16 protein-coding genes are annotated in these 16,628 nt (G+C 69.1%); 6 read left to right on the forward strand and 10 right to left on the reverse strand.

All coding sequences use genetic code 11. The features are described from left to right. Positions 1-90: 90 nt before the first annotated feature. Positions 91-660 (forward strand): TetR/AcrR family transcriptional regulator, encoded by a 570-nt coding sequence (locus AC27IY_RS07685; RefSeq protein WP_423445855.1) that lies wholly within the window; start codon positions 91-93, stop codon positions 658-660. Between the two features lie 47 nt (positions 661-707). Continuing rightward, positions 708-1,217, forward strand: a complete 510-nt coding sequence (locus AC27IY_RS07690; RefSeq protein ID WP_423474903.1) for an ArsR/SmtB family transcription factor — start codon at positions 708-710, stop codon at positions 1,215-1,217. Positions 1,218-1,230: 13 nt separating this feature from the next. On the opposite strand, the gene AC27IY_RS07695 is transcribed toward AC27IY_RS07690, so the two are convergent. The 3 genes from AC27IY_RS07695 to AC27IY_RS07705 form a co-directional block, all read right to left on the reverse strand. Further along, complete coding sequence (locus AC27IY_RS07695) at positions 1,231-2,688, reverse strand: non-reducing end alpha-L-arabinofuranosidase family hydrolase (protein WP_487177533.1); 1,458 nt, start codon at positions 2,686-2,688, stop codon at positions 1,231-1,233. Between the two features lie 212 nt (positions 2,689-2,900). Then, positions 2,901-4,382 carry an endo-1,4-beta-xylanase gene (locus AC27IY_RS07700; protein ID WP_344206941.1) on the reverse strand — a complete coding sequence of 494 codons (1,482 nt, stop codon included), beginning with the start codon at positions 4,380-4,382 and terminating at the stop codon, positions 2,901-2,903. 484 nt (positions 4,383-4,866) lie between these two features. Then, positions 4,867-5,748 carry a hypothetical protein gene (locus AC27IY_RS07705; protein ID WP_487177534.1) on the reverse strand — a complete coding sequence of 294 codons (882 nt, stop codon included), beginning with the start codon at positions 5,746-5,748 and terminating at the stop codon, positions 4,867-4,869. 109 nt (positions 5,749-5,857) lie between these two features. Here AC27IY_RS07705 and AC27IY_RS07710 point away from each other — a divergent pair, with 109 nt between their 5' ends. Further along, positions 5,858-6,508, forward strand: coding sequence for a hypothetical protein (locus AC27IY_RS07710; protein ID WP_487177711.1), 651 nt, complete (start codon positions 5,858-5,860; stop codon positions 6,506-6,508). Positions 6,509-6,602: 94 nt separating this feature from the next. Here AC27IY_RS07710 and AC27IY_RS07715 read toward each other — a convergent pair whose 3' ends face one another. From AC27IY_RS07715 to AC27IY_RS07735, 5 genes are all read right to left on the reverse strand, one after another. Continuing rightward, a complete protein-coding gene (locus AC27IY_RS07715; protein ID WP_487177535.1) occupies positions 6,603-7,703 on the reverse strand; it encodes a WD40 repeat domain-containing protein in 1,101 nt (366 codons plus the stop codon). An 11-nt stretch (positions 7,704-7,714) separates the two neighbouring features. Next, entirely contained in the window at positions 7,715-8,296 is a 582-nt protein-coding gene (locus AC27IY_RS07720; protein WP_423474898.1) for a hypothetical protein, read from the reverse strand. Between the two features lie 13 nt (positions 8,297-8,309). Further along, a complete protein-coding gene (locus AC27IY_RS07725; RefSeq protein ID WP_371248429.1) occupies positions 8,310-8,834 on the reverse strand; it encodes a zinc metalloprotease in 525 nt (174 codons plus the stop codon). 211 nt (positions 8,835-9,045) lie between these two features. Further along, complete coding sequence (gene gdhA / locus AC27IY_RS07730; protein ID WP_487177536.1) at positions 9,046-10,389, reverse strand: NADP-specific glutamate dehydrogenase; 1,344 nt, start codon at positions 10,387-10,389, stop codon at positions 9,046-9,048. A 179-nt stretch (positions 10,390-10,568) separates the two neighbouring features. Further along, positions 10,569-12,071 (reverse strand): CehA/McbA family metallohydrolase domain-containing protein, encoded by a 1,503-nt coding sequence (locus AC27IY_RS07735; RefSeq protein ID WP_487177537.1) that lies wholly within the window; start codon positions 12,069-12,071, stop codon positions 10,569-10,571. Positions 12,072-12,283: 212 nt separating this feature from the next. On the opposite strand from AC27IY_RS07735, the gene AC27IY_RS07740 reads away from it, so the two are divergent. Then, the gene (locus AC27IY_RS07740) at positions 12,284-12,463 is read left to right on the forward strand and encodes a hypothetical protein (protein WP_423474894.1); all 180 of its coding nucleotides are present in this window, start codon (positions 12,284-12,286) and stop codon (positions 12,461-12,463) included. Between the two features lie 179 nt (positions 12,464-12,642). On the opposite strand, the gene AC27IY_RS07745 is transcribed toward AC27IY_RS07740, so the two are convergent. Both AC27IY_RS07745 and AC27IY_RS07750 read right to left on the reverse strand, forming a co-directional pair. Further along, positions 12,643-15,069, reverse strand: coding sequence for a hypothetical protein (locus tag AC27IY_RS07745; protein ID WP_423474893.1), 2,427 nt, complete (start codon positions 15,067-15,069; stop codon positions 12,643-12,645). Between the two features lie 53 nt (positions 15,070-15,122). Beyond that, positions 15,123-15,659, reverse strand: a complete 537-nt coding sequence (locus tag AC27IY_RS07750) for a RipA family octameric membrane protein (protein WP_423474892.1) — start codon at positions 15,657-15,659, stop codon at positions 15,123-15,125. Between the two features lie 218 nt (positions 15,660-15,877). Here AC27IY_RS07750 and AC27IY_RS07755 point away from each other — a divergent pair, with 218 nt between their 5' ends. Together AC27IY_RS07755 and AC27IY_RS07760 are read left to right on the forward strand one after the other, a co-directional pair. Next, positions 15,878-15,985, forward strand: a complete 108-nt coding sequence (locus AC27IY_RS07755) for a helix-turn-helix domain-containing protein (protein ID WP_423474891.1) — start codon at positions 15,878-15,880, stop codon at positions 15,983-15,985. A gap of 512 nt (positions 15,986-16,497) precedes the next feature. Then, entirely contained in the window at positions 16,498-16,623 is a 126-nt protein-coding gene (locus AC27IY_RS07760; protein WP_329591677.1) for a hypothetical protein, read from the forward strand. The last annotated feature ends 5 nt before the right edge of the window (positions 16,624-16,628 follow it).

The raw sequence follows: 16,628 nt of genomic DNA on the forward strand, positions 1-16,628 counted from the left end.
TCGCCGATCTTGTCAGCGGCAAGATTGGAGGACGTTCGCTGTCTTGTCAATGTCAAGATAAGGTGAGGTCGCCACGCGACAGCACCGGAGGTGAGAGGGATCAGCCAGCAGGGCTACCACCACGGCAACCTGAGGCGCGCCGTCATCGACGCCGCCCTTCAGGCCATCAGCGAGTCCGGCCCGGCCGGATGGAGCCTGCGCGAGCTCGCGCGCCGCGCCGGCGTCTCGCACGCCGCCCCCGCCCACCACTTCGGCGACAAGCAGGGGCTGCTGACCGCCGTGGCCGCCGAGGGGTTCGCGATGTTCGCCGACGCCCTCGAACGGGCCGCCGGCGACGTGTGGGAGATCGGCGTCGCCTACGTCCGCTTCGCCATCGACCACCGGCCCTACTTCGAGGTGATGTTCCGGCCCGAGCTCTATCGCGGCGACGACCCCGGCGTGCGGTCCGGGCACGAGCGCGCCGCCGGCGTGCTCATCGCGGGCGCCGCGACGCTGTCGCCGGGCCCGGCGGACGACCACCTGACCGCGGTCGCCGTCTGGTCGCTGGTCCACGGCTTCACCAGCCTGTGGCTGAGCGGCGTGCTGCCGGAGAGCGCCGACGGCGATCCGGAGGCGCTCGCCCGCTCGATGATCCGGGTCGTCTTCGGCGCGACGCGCTGAGACCCCCGGCCTTCCCCAAGGGTTGTTGGAGAACCTATGATCCGACGGTGACCTCGGAGAACGAGCTCGTGCCGCTGCGCGCCCTGGCCAACCCGCTGCGCATGCGCATCGTGTCGCTGCTCACCGGCGCGTCGATGTCGGCCACCGAGGTCGCCGACGAGCTCGGGATCGCGCACGGCTCGGCCAGCTACCACCTGCGCCGGCTCGCCGAGGCGGGCTTCCTCCAGCAGGTGGACGAACGGCCGCCGGCGGGCAAGGGCCGGCCGCGGGTGCTCTACCGCTACGACCCGTCCAGCGCCGAGCGCATCGACAGGTCCGACGGCCGGCAGCTCCTCCACCAGGCGATGAGCGCCGACCTGGCCAGACGCCTGACCGGGACCGAGCGCCAGCGCATGTCCATGGACGCCGAGGTGTGGCTGCCCAGGCCCGTGTGGGAGGAGATCGTCGGACTGATCGGCCAGGCCGTCGCGCTCCTGCACGACAAGGCAGGAGCGCCGCGTGACGGTGTCAAGGTCAGCATGACGGCGCTCCTGCTCGAACTGCGTGACGAACGATGAGGCGTAACCGAGGTCAGCGCTGCAGGGTCAGCAGGCCCGGCCGGTAGGGCAGGAGGCCGTAGTCGCCGCCCGAGCTGGGGCTGCGTCCCTGGTAGAGCAGTTGCAGGTTGCAGGGGTCGACGGTGAAGGTCTGGTCCGCGCTGGTGCGGATCAGCTCACCGTGGCTGATGTCGTTGGTCCAGGTGGCGCCACTGTTGGCCTTGCCGGCGAACGGGTTGCTCTCGGAGGCGGCCTGCGGGGTCCAGGTGCCGTTCAGGCTGGTGGCGGTGAAGGAGCGGAAGTAACGGCCCTGCGCGCCGATCGCCTCGACGAGCATGAGGTACTTGTTCTGGCCCTGGAGCTTGTAGACCTGGACGGCCTCGAACAGGTTGTTGGTCGAGTCGCTCATGATGACGGTCGAGGTGGTGCCGAAGCTGCCGGGGAAGTTCCCGATAGGCATGCTCGCCCGGTAGATCTTGCCGTTGTCGCCGGCGAAGAACAGGTACATGTTCGTGCCGTCACCGATGAGCGTCTGGTCGATGGGGCCGGTGCCGGAGCCGGAGATGCTTCCGGAGAAGAGCACCTGCTGCGGGCCCCAGCCATTGGGGTTGGTGGGGTCGCTGGAGGTCCGGTAGGAGAAGGCGGTGCCACCCCACTGGTAGGCGAGCACCCAGATGTTCTTCGGGGCGAAGTAGAAGAGCGTGGGGGCGACGGTCGAGTTGGACATGGTGTTCTGGCTCGCCGAGGCCATCTCGGACCAGTTGGTGAAGGGGCTGAAGTTCATCGAGCCCCACCTCGTGCCCGTGTCGTGCGTGGTGGCGTAGACGAGGTGCTTGCCGTTGTAGGGGGCGACGGTGAAGTCCTTGAGCGAGACCCAGCCCGACTTCGGGGTGGCCAGCGGGCCGGTCGAGCTCCACCGGTAGGACGAGGGGAGGTCGCACTGGCCGGGGTTCTGGGTGCCGCCGTCCACCTTGACGAACTGCCACTGCTGGTTGGTGCCGCCCCAGTCGTCGTACTGGACGATGTTGCCGCCGTCGGCGGTGGAGGCGCCCTGCACTTCAAGGGCCTTGTTGCTGTGGCGGGAGATCAGCCTGACGTAGCCGTCGGGGCTGTCGGCCAGGCGCCACTGCTGGTTCGTGCCGTTGGTGTCGGTCCACTGCACGATCGCGCCGCCGTTGGCGGTGGAGAAGTTGTAGACGTCGAGGACCTTGCCGGAGTGGCGGGACTTGACGCGGTAGTAGCCGCCGCCGGAGTCCACGAACTGCCACTGCTGCTGGTTCTGGTTGTTACGGGTCCATTGCGTGATGCGGCCGCCGTCGGCGGTGGACAGGTTGTAGACGTCCAGGGCCTTTCCGCTGTTGCGGTTGACCAGGACGTACCAGGCGTTGGTGTCGACGGTGGCCGCGTTGGCCGGCTGGGTCTGCAGGGCGACGAACAGGCTGGCCAGTAAGGCGGTCACCGTCGCCAGGATGGACAGGGGTCTGTGCTTCATCGGGGCTCCGTTGTTAGCGCTAACATGATTTGGTGCGGAGGCTTGTCGCGGAGTACATCCGACGGGTGGCCCGGCGTCAACGAGAGGGGTCTCCCGTCGAGCCGGGCCTTGCCGTCACACGGCCTTCCCTCCTGGGGTTTCGCCTCCAGGAGGGTCGTTCATCCAGTTGAAACTTTCACGGTGCGGATGTGTAACTTGCGGCCGTTCCGAGGTTAAGTTGCTGGGGTGTAGGACCACTTCTGGTTGTTGCCGCCCCAGCAGGAGTAGAGCTGCAGCCCCGTGCCGTTGCCGGTGCCGGCGCCGATCGCGTCGAGGCACAGCCCGGACTGGACGCCGGTGATGGTGCCGTCGGAGTTGACGCGCCACTTCTGGTTGTCGCCGCCCCAGCAGGAGTAGATCTGGATCCTGGCGCCGTTGCCTGTGCCCCCGGCGTCCAGGCACTTGTTGCCGTAGACCCTCAGCTCCCCTGCCGAGGTCTGCGTCCACTGCTGGTTGGACTGGCCGTTGCAGTCCCAGAGCTGGACCGCGGTGCCGTCGGCGGTGCCGGCGTTCGGCACGTCCACGCAGCGGCCGGCGGCCGTGCTCCTGATCTGGCCCGCGGTGCCACCGCCGGGGTCCTGCGTCGGGGTGGTGGTCGGGGTGCTGGTGGCGCCGCCGTTCAGCGCGTTGAGCACCGAGGTGTAGGCGGCCTTCTTGTTGCCGTTGCCGTCGAAGAGCAGCGCGGAGGCGTTGGTGCCGAGCCAGGAGTCGGTGTCACGCACTCCCCAGACCGAGATGCCGGTGCACCGCGGCACCGCCAGGCAGTCGTTGACGACGTTGGCGTACGTGGTGGCCGAGCCGCCCTGGATGTCCAGCTCGGTGATCTGCACGTCCACCCCCAGCGCCGCGAAGCTCTGGATGGTCGTGCGGTAGTTGCTGTTGTAGGGGCTGTTGCTGTTGAAGTGCGACTGCAGGCCGACGCAGTCGATCGGCACGCCGCGCGACTTGAAGTCCCGCACCATGTTGTAGACGCCCTGCGTCTTGGCCCAGGACCAGTTGTCGATGTTGTAGTCGTTGTAACAGAGCTTGGCGGCGGGGTCGGCGGCGCGCGCGGTGCGGAAGGCGACCTCGATCCAGTCGTTCCCGGTGCTCTGCAGGTTGGAGGAGCGCCGGCCGCCGGAGTTGCCGTCGGCGTAGGCCTCGTTGACCACGTCCCAGGCGTAGATCTTGCCCTTGTAGTGGCCCACGACGCCGTTGATGTGGTCGATCATCGCCTGGCGCAGCGAGCTGCCCGACAGCGACTGCATCCAGCCCGGCTGCTGGTTGTGCCAGGCCAGGGTGTGCCCGCGCACCCGCTTGCCGTTCTGCACGGCCCAGTTGTAGACCCGGTCCCCGTTCGTGAAGTTGAACTGCCCCCGGTTGGGCTCGGTGGCGTCGATCTTCATCTCGTTCTCGGCCGTCACCATGTTGAACTCGCGGTTGGCGATCGTCGTGTAGGCCGAGTCGCCGAGCTTGCCGGCGGCGATGGCGGTGCCGAAGTAACGGCCGCTCTGGGCGGCCGCCGCGCCGAGCGTGCTCGCCGCGGCGTCGGCGGGGATCGCCGTCGCGAACGCCGCGACCAGGCCGATCGCGCCGAGCGCGCCGGCGATCACCGCCCGGCGGCGCGCGCCGGGCGGGCGGTGTTCGGCAGGTGGGGACATGGCGTTGACGCGCATGACTGAGCCTCCATAGCGAATCGGAGAGAGAACGTGCGGGACGTGCCCACGTGATCGACGCCGCGCCACGGGGGCGTCGTGACGGCGGTCCCCGCCGTGCGCCACCGATGCGGCAGGGAGATCGCCTCGGGGACTCAGTGTGAGGAGGCTCACCGAAACTTGTCAAGAATGTAATGAAACTTTTCGTGGCGTTTCGGCGGGATCTGGCCGGTGTTCTGCGAGTACGCTCGATCAGGGGATGGCGAAAGTTTCGGCTCTGTTAAGTAGCCAGATGAAAGTTTCATCGCGGCGCCGGCGCCGATCGTTCGCCGAAACGGCAGCTCGGCGCGGTCGGTCCCCGTCTTCTTCGCTCCGTTGCCGGTCGCGGCGTGGTTGACAGGACCTTTCCTGCTCGGATTTGCTCCGTGACGCCGCCACCCCCCACCGGCTGCCGAGGAGGAGTTCGACGAGAAAGCGTCCCGTTAGCGTTAACAGCCGGGGGTTCTCACCTGGGCTCGGGGTCGAGGCAGCTGCCGGTCTCGTGCACCTGGTCCGCCGGCGGAGGCTCGATGGACACGGTGCTTCCCCAGTCGGTGAAGTCGATCTCGGTCACGGCGGTCCTGGGCACGCCCTCCGCCGCCTCCGGGTCGGTCGTGACGAGCCGGACCCGGCGGGGCAGGCCGTCCGGCCCGACCCACAGCCGCCACGAGACCTCCGTCGGGCGGGCCTGCTCCCGCAGCACCGCCGCCATGACCGGGTCGTCACCCGGGGAACGGACGGCGAACTCGGTCCGCAACGCGCTTCCGGCGTGCACGACGGTGTCGACCCCGTCGATGACCTCGCCGGAGGCAGGAGCGGGGGCGGCCAGCTTCCGCAGCGCCTGGGGCGACAGGATCGTCCGCAGGTCCAGGTTTCCGACGAGCCGTGCCGCCGCCCCGCAGCCGGCGCCGTCGTGGTGCAGCCAGGTCTTGCCGGCGGGCATGTCCTTCCGCTCGGCTCGCTGCTCGTAGGTGCCGGAGTCGCCGATCGAGATCGCCCTGGTCGTCATGTAGGACAGATCGTCCGGGATCACGCTCTTCAGGTCTTCGGGGATGTTGGTCCGGTAGTAGGTCGTGGTCAGATCGGAGGCGGTCGTACCGAGCCGCAGGACTCCGGTGGTCCGGCTCTCGTTGTACTCGCCGATGTTGACCGGCACGACGCCGTCGTCCTCCCCGAGAGGGGTAGGCATCGCCTCGCCGTAGTCCAGACGGACGATCCTGGTGACCTTCACCCCCGTCGAGTCCTCCGCCTGCCGGGCCACCGCCTCGGCGGGCGACGAGGCCGCCGGCGCGCACCCGACGGCCAGAGTGACCATGAGCATGGCCGGCGCGATCCTCGGTAAGCGCATCCGTTGATCATAGAGAAACTTCGGCGCGACCCCGAACCACTGATCGGCTCGTGGCGTCCAACGAGACCACGGCACCGGAAGGGGGACACATGACGGTCGGGGCGTGCACATGGTGATCCGCGAGCGCGCCCCACGTGTCGACGTGGCCCGCCTGCCCCACGACGTCGTGGCGCTCATCGACGCGCTCGAACCCGGCGAGAGCCTGGTCCTCACACGGGACGGCGCGTCGATCGCCACGATCTCCAGCACGATCGACGTCGTGGAGGGCGCCGTCGTGCAGGGCGCCGTCGCCGAGCGCGACGAGCCGGACGAGGGCGACGAGCAGGGGCCGATCGACTACGAGAGCGTGACGGTCGTGGCCACCGCCATGGAGCTGTCGGCCGCCGCCAGGGTCGCGCTGTCCACCCAGCTCGGGGCGGACTACGTGGTGCTCGACATGCACGCCGCGCCCGCGACGGCCGACGTGCTGCTGGTCCCCGCGGGCAGCCCGCAGCTCATCGCGGGGCTCCGGTCGATGTTCCCGGAGGCCCGGGTGGTCGTCACCGAGATCGAGGACGACGAGCTCGGCGTTCAGTACCACGGGCCGGTACGGCGGCTGCTCGACGCGGGCGCCGACGCGTACCTGCCTCCGGCGACCCTCAACGTCCTGGCCAGGCAGCTCGACCACACCCTGAGCCAGGGGCGCGAGCTCGCCGGCGGGGCCGCGACGCCCCTGCAGATCGCGCCGGCCGCGACACGGACGGAGGCGGCCGGCGAATGACCTTCCTGGCGGCGTCCGTGAGCAGAAGCTTGGTCGTCGCTTCGTGATCGCGCGCGACGGCCGGTCGTGTCGGCGCGGATGTCGCGGAGCTTCGTCACGGCCCTGTGCGCCCCGTCCGCCCCGCCACCGGCGTGACGCCGGCCTCGAGGCCGACCAGCGAGTCTCCTGCCTGCTCCCGGGTGAGGAGGTCCCACATCCGCACCGTACGGTCCTCTCCGGCGGTGAGAGCGATCGGCCGGCCGTTCACCTGGGTCACCGCGAGGGCGACGACGCCTCTGTCATGGCCCGTCAGCGGGTCGCCGAGCTGCTTCCTCGTGGCCAGATCCCACATCCGCACCGTACGGTCCACGCCGCCGGAGACGATGACGGGCCGGCCGTTCACCTGGGTGACCGCGACGGGACCGCCGGCGCGTTCGTGGCCGGTCAGCGGGCCGCCGAGCTGTTCGCCGGTGGCCAGGTCCCACACGCGCAGCGTGGCGTCCCAGGCGCCCGACACGGCGACCGGCCGGCCGTCCACCTCGCCGAGCGCGACGGACACCACGAGGCTCGTGCTGCCGGTCATGGGCGCGCCGCTCTGTCTCCTCGTGACCGGATCCCACCTGCGCACCGTGCCGTCATGACCGCCGGAGACGATGACCGGCCGGCCGTCCACCTCGCCGAACACGACCGAAGCGATCAACCCGGCATGGCCGGTGAGCGGGTCGCCGATCTGCCTCCGCGTGGACGGGTCCCACATGCGCAACGTGCCGTCCGCGCTGCCGGAGACGATGACCGGGCGGCCGTCCACCTCGCCGAGCGCGACGGCGACGACACGGCGTTCGTGGCCGGTCATCGGGCGGCCGAGCTGCTGTCCCGTGTGCGGATCCCAGATCCGTACGGCGCAGTCCCGCCCGCCCGTGACGGCGACGGGCCGTCCGGCGAGCCGGCCGAGCGCGACCGTGAGGACACGTTCGTCACCGGTCGCCGGCTCCCCGAACTCCGACAGCACGACCAGGCTCCCGATCTGCCTTCTCGTCGTCAGGTTCCACACCCGCACGGTGTCGTCCCTGCCGGCCGAGATCGCGATCGGCTGTCCGTCCACCTCGCCGGCCGTGAGCGAGATGACGCCGGCGTCGTGCGCCGCCGGCCCGGGACCCCGGCCGACGGCGCACGACACGGCAAGGGGCACGGCCGCCGCCGAGGCCACGATCAGCACGTCACGGCGGTTCAGGACATCGTCTCCAGCTGGTTGCGCGTCACCTTGACGGTGTTCTCCGGCAGCGGCGCCGGGTTGTTGGCGCTGTCCAGCGGATACTTGCCCTGGACGGGGTTGAGCAGCGCCGCCGGAGAGTCGGGGTAGGTCTCCAGGAACAGGACGTACCCGCTGCCCTCGTTCAGCGCCGTGGTGTGCTCCTCCTCGTACGTCACGCCGTCGAAGACGCCGCCGAGTTCCTTGACCTCGACCTTCTGCCCCACCTGGGCCTCACCCTTGTACACCTTCAGCACCTCGGCGGTGTAGACGGTGATGACCATCGGCGGGGCGTCGGGCTGGGCGGCCACCGCGGCGGGGGCTCCCGCCATGGGATTCAGCCGCGGATCCGTCTCCGCGGGGTCGGGCTCAGACACTTCCTGCAGGTAGCGCGGCTCGCCGACGACGCGGGCCTCGACGACCAGGTTCGCCCGGTCGAAGAGCGCGTCGGCGTTCTCGTACTCCGGATAGTCGGCCCGGTAGAGCACGGGCTCCTGATGGGCGGCGCACGCGGTGACGAACAACGCGGTCAGGACGAGTGCGCCAAGACGCCGTAGCATCCTGCGGCCTCCTTTAGTAGTAGGCGTTGACGTCGGCGACATCGTGCGACGAGGGTTTCGTCATCGAGTTACGGTTGCGGCTTCTGTTCATGATGGACGTGGTCGAGTTGTGCGCGAGATTCAGCGCGTGCCCGAACTCGTGGACCAGCGTGCTGGTGACGAAATTGGAGAAGTTCGAGGCGTCCCGGTTGATTGTGCGCGAGTTCAGCCGGACGTACATGCACATCCCGCCGCACCGCTGATAGTTGCCGTACCAGGTGTTGCTGTAGGACTTCACCGTGATGGTCGAGCCGGAATTCGAGTTCTTGTAGAAATTGGCGGGGCTCGACGTCGCGTTCCAGTTGGCGAGCGCCTTGTTCATCGGCGTCTGCCACGTGCTGTTGTAGCTGTACGGGCGCATGTGGATGCTGGCGATGTCCTGGCCGGTGCCGTTCCAGTGGGCGAACGCCGGGTCGGCGCTCGTCGCCGTCAGCAGAATGACGGCGGCCGCCGCGGCGGATCCCCGTCGAAGGGCACGCCCTAACACTCCCGAAGCCATTTCGAGATGTCACTCCCTGCGTCTTTGTGATGCTGGCGGAAAATGCAGGAACCCGGGCCGGCGAAAGGTGAGGGGGAATTAGGGCCCGGGGGTCGGGAGGGTTTTTGACAGCCTCTTTTGAAGCGTCTGATGGGAGTATGCAAGGTCCATGATCACCATGTCAATGGCGAAGGGCCGCCCGCGCGACGCGGACGGCCCTTCGCCTGACGCTTCAGATCAGGCCGAGTGACAGCATGGCGTCGGCGACCCGGCGGAAGCCGTCGATGTTGGCGCCGGCCACGTAGTCGCCGGGCATGCCGTACTCGTCGGCGGTCTGCAGGCACCGGGCGTGGATGTCGCGCATGATCTCCTGCAGCCGGTGCTCGGAGAACTCGAACGTCCACGAGTCGCGGCTGGCGTTCTGCTGCATCTCCAGCGCGCTGGTGGCCACGCCGCCCGCGTTGGCGGCCTTGCCCGGCCCGAACGCGACCCCCGCGTCCAGGAACACCTTGATGCCCTCGGGCATGGTCGGCATGTTGGCGCCCTCGCCGACCGCGATGCAGCCGTTCTGCACCAGGAACGCGGCGTCGCGGCCGGTGATCTCGTTCTGCGTGGCGGACGGCATCGCCACCTCGCAGGGCACCTCCCACACGCTGCGGCCCGGCACGAAGGAGGCGTGGTCGCCGCGGCGCGCCGCGTACGTGTCCAGCCGGCCGCGCTCGACCTGCTTGATGTGCTTGAGCAGCGCCAGGTCGATGCCCTTCTCGTCCACGACGTAGCCGGAGGAGTCGGAGCAGGCCACCACGAGCCCGCCGAGCTGCTCGATCTTCTCGATCGTGTAGATGGCGACGTTGCCGGAGCCGGAGACCACGACCCGCTTGCCGTCGAACGACGTGCCGCGCGCCCTCAGCATCTCCTCCACGAAGAACGTGCAGCCGTAGCCGGTGGCCTCGGTCCGCACCTGCGCGCCGCCGTACGCCAGGCCCTTGCCGGTGATGACGCCCGACTCGTAGCGGTTCGTGATGCGCTTGTACTGGCCGAACAGGTAGCCGATCTCCCGGCCGCCGACGCCGATGTCACCGGCGGGGACGTCGGTGTACTCGCCGATGTGCCGGTAGAGCTCGGTCATGAAGCTCTGGCAGAAGGCCATCACCTCGCGGTCGGAGCGGCCCTTGGGGTCGAAGTCGGAGCCGCCCTTGCCGCCGCCGATCGGCAGGCCCGTCAGGCTGTTCTTGAAGATCTGCTCGAAGCCCAGGAACTTGACGATCCCCAGGTAAACCGAGGGGTGGAAGCGCAGCCCGCCCTTGTAAGGACCCAGCGCGCTGTTGAACTCGACCCGGAAGCCACGGTTGATCTGCACCTCGCCGCTGTCGTCGAGCCACGGCACGCGGAAGATGATCTGCCGCTCGGGCTCGCAGATGCGCTCGATGATCTTCGACTCGGCGTACTCGGGGTGTTTGCCGAGAACCGGGCCGATGCTATCGAGCACTTCGCGCACCGCCTGGTGGAACTCGACCTCCCCAGGGTTGCGGCGCAGGACGTTGTCGTAGATCGACGACAGTTTCTCGTGCAACATGTGCTCCCGACCTCATTGCGGTGATCCGTGCTCACCTTACGGTTAGGCCAGAAGTGAGAAGAACCCGCCCCGGCACTCTGCCGAAATCATTACCCGGCGGGGGACGACGGGTGGGACGGCGGCGGAGCCCGGCCCCCGCCGCCGGCCGCGTCCCGATCGGCAGGTCCCGGCCGACCGGGTCAGCGGACCCGGATGAAGACCGGGTTGGAGTAGAACCAGAGGTCCTGCCAGGGGCTCTCCTTGCCGTCCGCGAGCGGCTCCATCTCGTCGGTGCTGGTGCCGCGCACCCGGAGATAGCTGTCCTGGCCCACGTCGCGCAGGGTGTGGCGGATGACGAGGTCCTGGCCCTGGCGGCGCCAGTCGTTCGGGCCGAAGCGGGCGACGACCTTGGTGGTGGGGTTGGTGGCCGCGTCGAGGTCGGCGCTGACCCCCGTGACCTGGCCGACGATGAGGTCGACGCGCCGGACCTCGGGGCGGTCGCCGTTGCCGTTGACGCCGTTCAGCGGGCGGAAGCGGATCTCCACCTCGACGTCGCCCCGGTTGCGGTTGCTGAGGACCAGCGTCTCGCTCACGGTGGCGGAGCGGCCCTGGGCGCTCGCGGTGACGTCCAGGGCGGTGACCAGGTCGCCGGTCGTGACGAAGATCCGGCCGCCCCGCAGGGCGTCCATGACGTCGCCGTAGTCCTGGCGGGCCATCACGTACGTCTTGCTGTACTCGCCCGGCCAGAAGTCGGAGCCGCCGCGGGTCCAGTGCACATGGGAGTCGGAGGTGGCGGTGATCCACCAGTGCCGGCCCTCGCCGAGCAGGGAGTCCCACAGGCCGCCGACGCGGGCGGTCATCTGGTCGAAGCCGCCGTACGTGGGGTGGTTGCCGTAGCCGCCGCGCGCGCCGCCGTTCAGCGGGCCGGCCTGGTGGCCGGGGGCGCCCTCGAAGCCGACGTACACGTCGGGGGCGACGTTGTTGCCGTTGCGGAACTCGCGCGGCGTGTCCTGGCCCCACACGCCCAGCCCGGTCGCCGAGCGCGAGGCGTGGTGGGCGATGACCAGCGGCTTCTGCCGCATGTCGCGGGCGGCCTTCAGGAACTCCACCATCTTGGCCTCGGTGTCGCGGCCCGGGTCGGCCGGGAAGGCGTCGTGCTTGGCGAAGCGGCTCTCCAGCTCGAACAGCTGCTGCGCCTCCCCGTCGTGGTGCGGGATCATCAGGGTGTGGTGGTCGAGCGCCGGCGCGTCGAACTCCATGCCCCAGAACTGCAGCACCTCGGGCACCAGCACCCGCGAGCGCAGCAGGTCGGGATACGCCTGCTCCAGGTTCACCTTGGAGTGGGTGGGGCCGCCGTGGTCGGTGCACATCGCCCAGGTCAGGCCGAAGTGCTTGGCCATGATCGCGTTGGTGACGATCGGGTAGACCGCGTCCGCGCCCTTGTGGAAGGTGGGCGGGCTGGTCTTGGTGTCGAACTCGCCGCTGTACTCGGAGTGGATGTGGTGGTCGCCGGCCCGCCACCTGCGGCCGTTGCCGCCGCCGTTGCCGAACTTGCGCTCGTCGTCGGCCTGGGCGGGGGTGCCGCCGATCAGGGGAGCGGCCGCGGCCAGGGTGGCGCCGACGCCGGCGTACTTGACCAGCCGCCGGCGGGAGAGCCGGGCCGCCTCGGCCTGTTCGGCCTGCTCGGCCTTGTTCTTGCTCACGGTGAAGCCTCTCGTGCGTGCAATGAGGGTGCCGGGCCGCAAGCTTTCGGGAGCGGATCGAACGGCGGGTGAACGCCGCCCGGGGCGCGCGCGAACAGTCCGTGGATGCGGGCCGGGCACCCACGGAGGACAACCACAAAGAAAGGAAGGAAGAGCGTCCCCCTTTGCCGCTACTCTTCTGCGTCGGGCGGTCGGCGGACGAGGGAGACTGCGTGCTGGACCAGCGAAATCATCAGGGCAAGTTCGCCGAGGACTATGTGCGGGTGCTCGCCTCGGCGGCGGGCCTCCTCGTCTATCAGGACGACCTCGACCTCGCGGGGGAGATGCCGGTTGGCGTGCCCGGCGGGTGGCGGCGCTGCTGTCGCGGCACAGCCCCCTGGCCACCGTGCTGAACGACTTCTACCACGAGCTGCAGAGCGAGAGCAGGAGGGCGCCGTACCTGCTGGAGGGGATCCGCCGGGTCGCTGGACGGCACTCCCTGCCGCTCGCATAGTCGAACGACTGAGGAGCAGCAGCCGGCGAGCGGCTGTTCGTCGTCGCGATCCGATGCAGACATGGTGGCCGGAGGGCGTCATGCCGGACGGGGACCGCCGCGCGGTGGCGGCAGGATCGGGGCCAGCTCCTCCTTGATGCGGTGGAGCTGGGCGCGCCGGGGGATCTCGGCGAAGGGCATGCCGAGCTCGTCGAACGGCAGGACGGCCGGACTCCAATCCTCATCGAAACGGATCGCCGCACGCAGTGCGGGTTCCCGTTCGGGGTCGGACACGACCGGGAGCTCCCGCGGCAGGACGACGTTCGCAACGGCCGCCCGCTCATCCTCGGGCAGAGCGGCACAACGCTCCGCGAGGGCTTGCTCGGCAGCCGTCCGGAACCGCGCATACTCCTCCTCCGTCCCTTCTCCCGAGGGGACGAGGAGCAGCAGGCGGCCGGGTGACAGAAGCCGCACGGCCTCGGTCAGCTGCCACAGCGTCGTCGGCGTCGTCCCGGCCGTGGTCAGGACGACCAGGTCAGCGTACGGGAGCGCCTGGGTGAGCTGTTCCCGCCAGCCGTCCTCGGGAAGCGGCAGCCGCGCCAGCCCGGCCGGCGGTTCCGCGTGCGGCATGTGTCCCACCCGGAACAGCCGCTCCTCGGCGGAGAGCGCCACGTTCAGATCGAGGTCCAGGGGGCCCGTCCAGGGTGAGGAAGGGAGCGGGTCGCCCGGGTGGGGACGCAGGTACAGCGCAAAAGGCTCCTGGATCAGGTCTGTGGGGATACGCGGCCGCTGAAGCCGTTCGTGCATCCTCCTGACATCACCGCGGAGCTGGATTCCCGACCGGACCATCAGGAGGAGAAAAACCGCCACAGTGGGCACGATCTGACCCGCCGTCCGGAGGTGGAACAGGCCGAAGGGGACGGCGTCGGCGGCGCCAAGAGCGAAAAGGACCGCGAAGGACACCACGGAGAGCGGGATGGACAAGAAGCGGAGGAGGGCTCGTCCGGCGAACTGGCGGCTGGTCATGCCGGAGTACGGGTCGACCAGGTCGATGTCCCAGACACGATACTGCAGGACGATGCCGGCCCTGAGGTGCTCGGTGGTGCGCGGACCTGCTCTCCTCCATACGGTACGAACGCCGCTGAACGGCTGCGGGGCGGGAACGGGGTTGCGGGCCTGGTCGAGATGCCGCTTGCTCACGGTGATCCCCATGCCGGCACGGCCGGGCCAGCGCAGCACGTACTCCACGATGTGGCGTGGGGTTCCCGGCTGACCGGCAGCGGCGTCGGGATCGTGGACCTGTATGAGGGGGTATGCCACAAGTAACCGGATGCGGGCCAGCGTACAGAGCCCGGACAACGCGGCCAGGGCGACGCCGGTCGGCCGCCACAGCGTGCCGTCGTGCCAGGCGTCCATCAGCCAATAGCCCATCCAGGCGGCGGACAGCAACCCGACCAAGAAGAAGTGCGCGTGCGGGCGGGTGGTCGCGCGCACGATCTGCCCGGGCAGCCGTCGCTCGTGCGCCTCCGCCCAGGGCTTGATCTGATGCCGCTGCGTTCTGCGCCACCGCGCGTACGGTGTGAGGCCACGCTCCGCGGTGACGTCGAAATGCACGAACTGCGCGGTCCAGTCCTCCGCGAAGGTGATGACGCCGTTGAAGGGGAAACCTTTTCTGGCCTTTCGCGGCCGTCGCGGCTGCGGCCAGGCGGGCAGATCGGGCAACGGCGGGATCGTCTTCCCAGATTTCTCCAGGTCGTCGGCTCTCCTGCGGTGGTAGGCGGTGGCTCGCGTCCGGAACCGCTCATAGGCGTCGCGTCCAGCGCAGGAGACCAGCACGATCCGCGACGGCGGCAACCGCTGCAGCGCCTCGGAATACTCCCACAGGGTTCCTTCGCCAGCGCTGGGGTTCTCATCGGCGGCGGCGACGATGACGACGAGCCGAGCCCGCCGGATGAGCCCGCTCACCGTGTCCTTCCAGACCTGGCCCTCCTTGGGTAGGTAGAAGCGCCTCGCTCCCGGCAGCGGGAACTCCTCATCCGGATCGCCGACCGCCACCACCGAGCCGAACCGGTCGAAGACGTGGATGAGGCGACGCTCCCAGGTGTCCCCCAGATGGGCGGGATTGCCCATGCCGAACGGGGCGGCCAGGGTGGTCGGCAGGTTCGCGCCGCCCACCTCGTCGTGCCCGAACAGCAGATTGTCGATGGGGAACGTACGGAGGAACAGGACGAAGTCCCGGTCTCCCGTCGGCGGCCCCCAGGTCGAGCGTCCCAGGATGCGGGCGGTCATACTCTTCCCGAGCCGTCTGTCCATGCCCGCGACGGTGACCAGACTCACCAGCGCGAGACCCACATAGGGGAGCTGGGCCCAGAAAGAGGACCCACTCTCGACGCTCGCGACCACTGCGGCCGGGAAGAACACCACGAGATAGAGCGTCAGGAGCGCGGAGAGGACGGTGAGAACCCACGACAACGCCCCGTTGCGCTTGCGCTGCGGTCCCTGCCGCCCGTCCCGCGAATTCGTCACAAGTCAATCGTCACAGATCGTTATCGTCACGACACGGGGTTTCCGGCACCGGCTCAGATCAGCACGACACCCAGGAACGTGATCGTGTACACGGCCGCGAACAGCAGCGGCACCCACTGCTCCAGATGGCTGAGCGGCCAGTACCTCGCCGGATCCGTGCCCCGTCCCAGCGCCTCCCACTCGGCGCGCCAGTAGGGCGAGGCGGGCAGCCTCTCCTCCAGCGCCCCTACCACCGCGTACTTCGCGGCGTTCAGCTGCCTATAGGAGCGCAGCAGCCAGAACCACGCGAAACACTGCAGGAGCATGGCCAGCAGCGGGAAGAACAGGATCCACGACGCCACTGCGCTCTCGCGCGTCATCAGCGTGCCGATCAGCGCGAAGAGCGCCGCGTTCAGCGTGAGGAAGAAGGTGTTGGTCAGGCCGCGCCGGGCGCTGACCCTGTCCGCCATCTCCACGTACAGCTTGTACTGCTCCAGTAGCACCACCTGGTCCGGCGTGTCCTCCGCCCACAGAGCGGCCCTCACGGACTCGGGCGTGGGAGGCGGGGCGGTGCCGAAGTAGGCGTGTAACCGCTTCTTCAGGTCGGGCACCGTCCCAGTATCGATCGAGACGCCTCCCTGCGCCTAGGGATACTCCTAGAGCGGGTGGTTTTGCTGCTCGATGTACTGACGCTGGACGCTGGTCGGCGTGCCGTCCACGATGCCGGAACTTGGTAACGAAAACCCAGTGGGCATGGAGCGCGAAAACGCAGTGTCTGTCGGTTCTGATGACTCCCTGGTTGGCGATGGACTAATGGCATGGTCGTGGCGTGCAGCTGCGGTACAACCTTCGCCTCTACCCGACGCCGGGTCAGCGTTCATCGCTGGCCAGGGCGTTCGGGTGTGCGCGGACGGCGTCAACGACGGGCTGCGCCTGAGGCGGGAAGCCCACGAGCGGGGGCTGCCGTATGTTGCGGACGCAGAGTTGTCGAAACGGTGATCACGCAAGCGAAGACGACGCCGGAGCGTGCCTGGCTGGGTGAGGTGTCGGCGGTGGTGCTGCAGCAGGCGCTGGCGGACCGCAGGCAGGCGGTCCGGTTCACCCGCAACGCCCGGTTCTCCATTACTTCGGGCGGGAAGCTGCGCCTGCCGAAGATCGGGGACGTGGACGTGCGTTGGTCGCGGGACCTGCCGTCGGAGCCTTCGTCGGTGACGGTGATCAGGGACGCGGCGGGGCGCTATTTCGCCTCGTTCGTGGTCGAGGCGAGTGATGAGCCGTTGCCGGAGACGACCGGCGAGGTCGGGGTCGACCTGGGGCTGACGCATTTCGCGGTGCTGTCGGACGGCCGCAAGATCGACAATCCCCGGTGTCTGCGGCGCGGCGTACTGGCAGGTTACGGCTCGGAGCGGATGGGCAGCCGCAACGGCGAGAGCACTCGGGGGAGGCGTCATGACCGAACAGCCGCAGAAGGATCGTACGGACGAGGACGAGGACGTCGAGGACGTCGAGATGGAGGACGAGGAAGTCGCCGAGTTCAAGCGGCTCAAGGAGCTCAACCCCGACGACTTCGAGTGAAGTGA

This window comes from Nonomuraea sp. B208, from assembly GCF_057536035.1.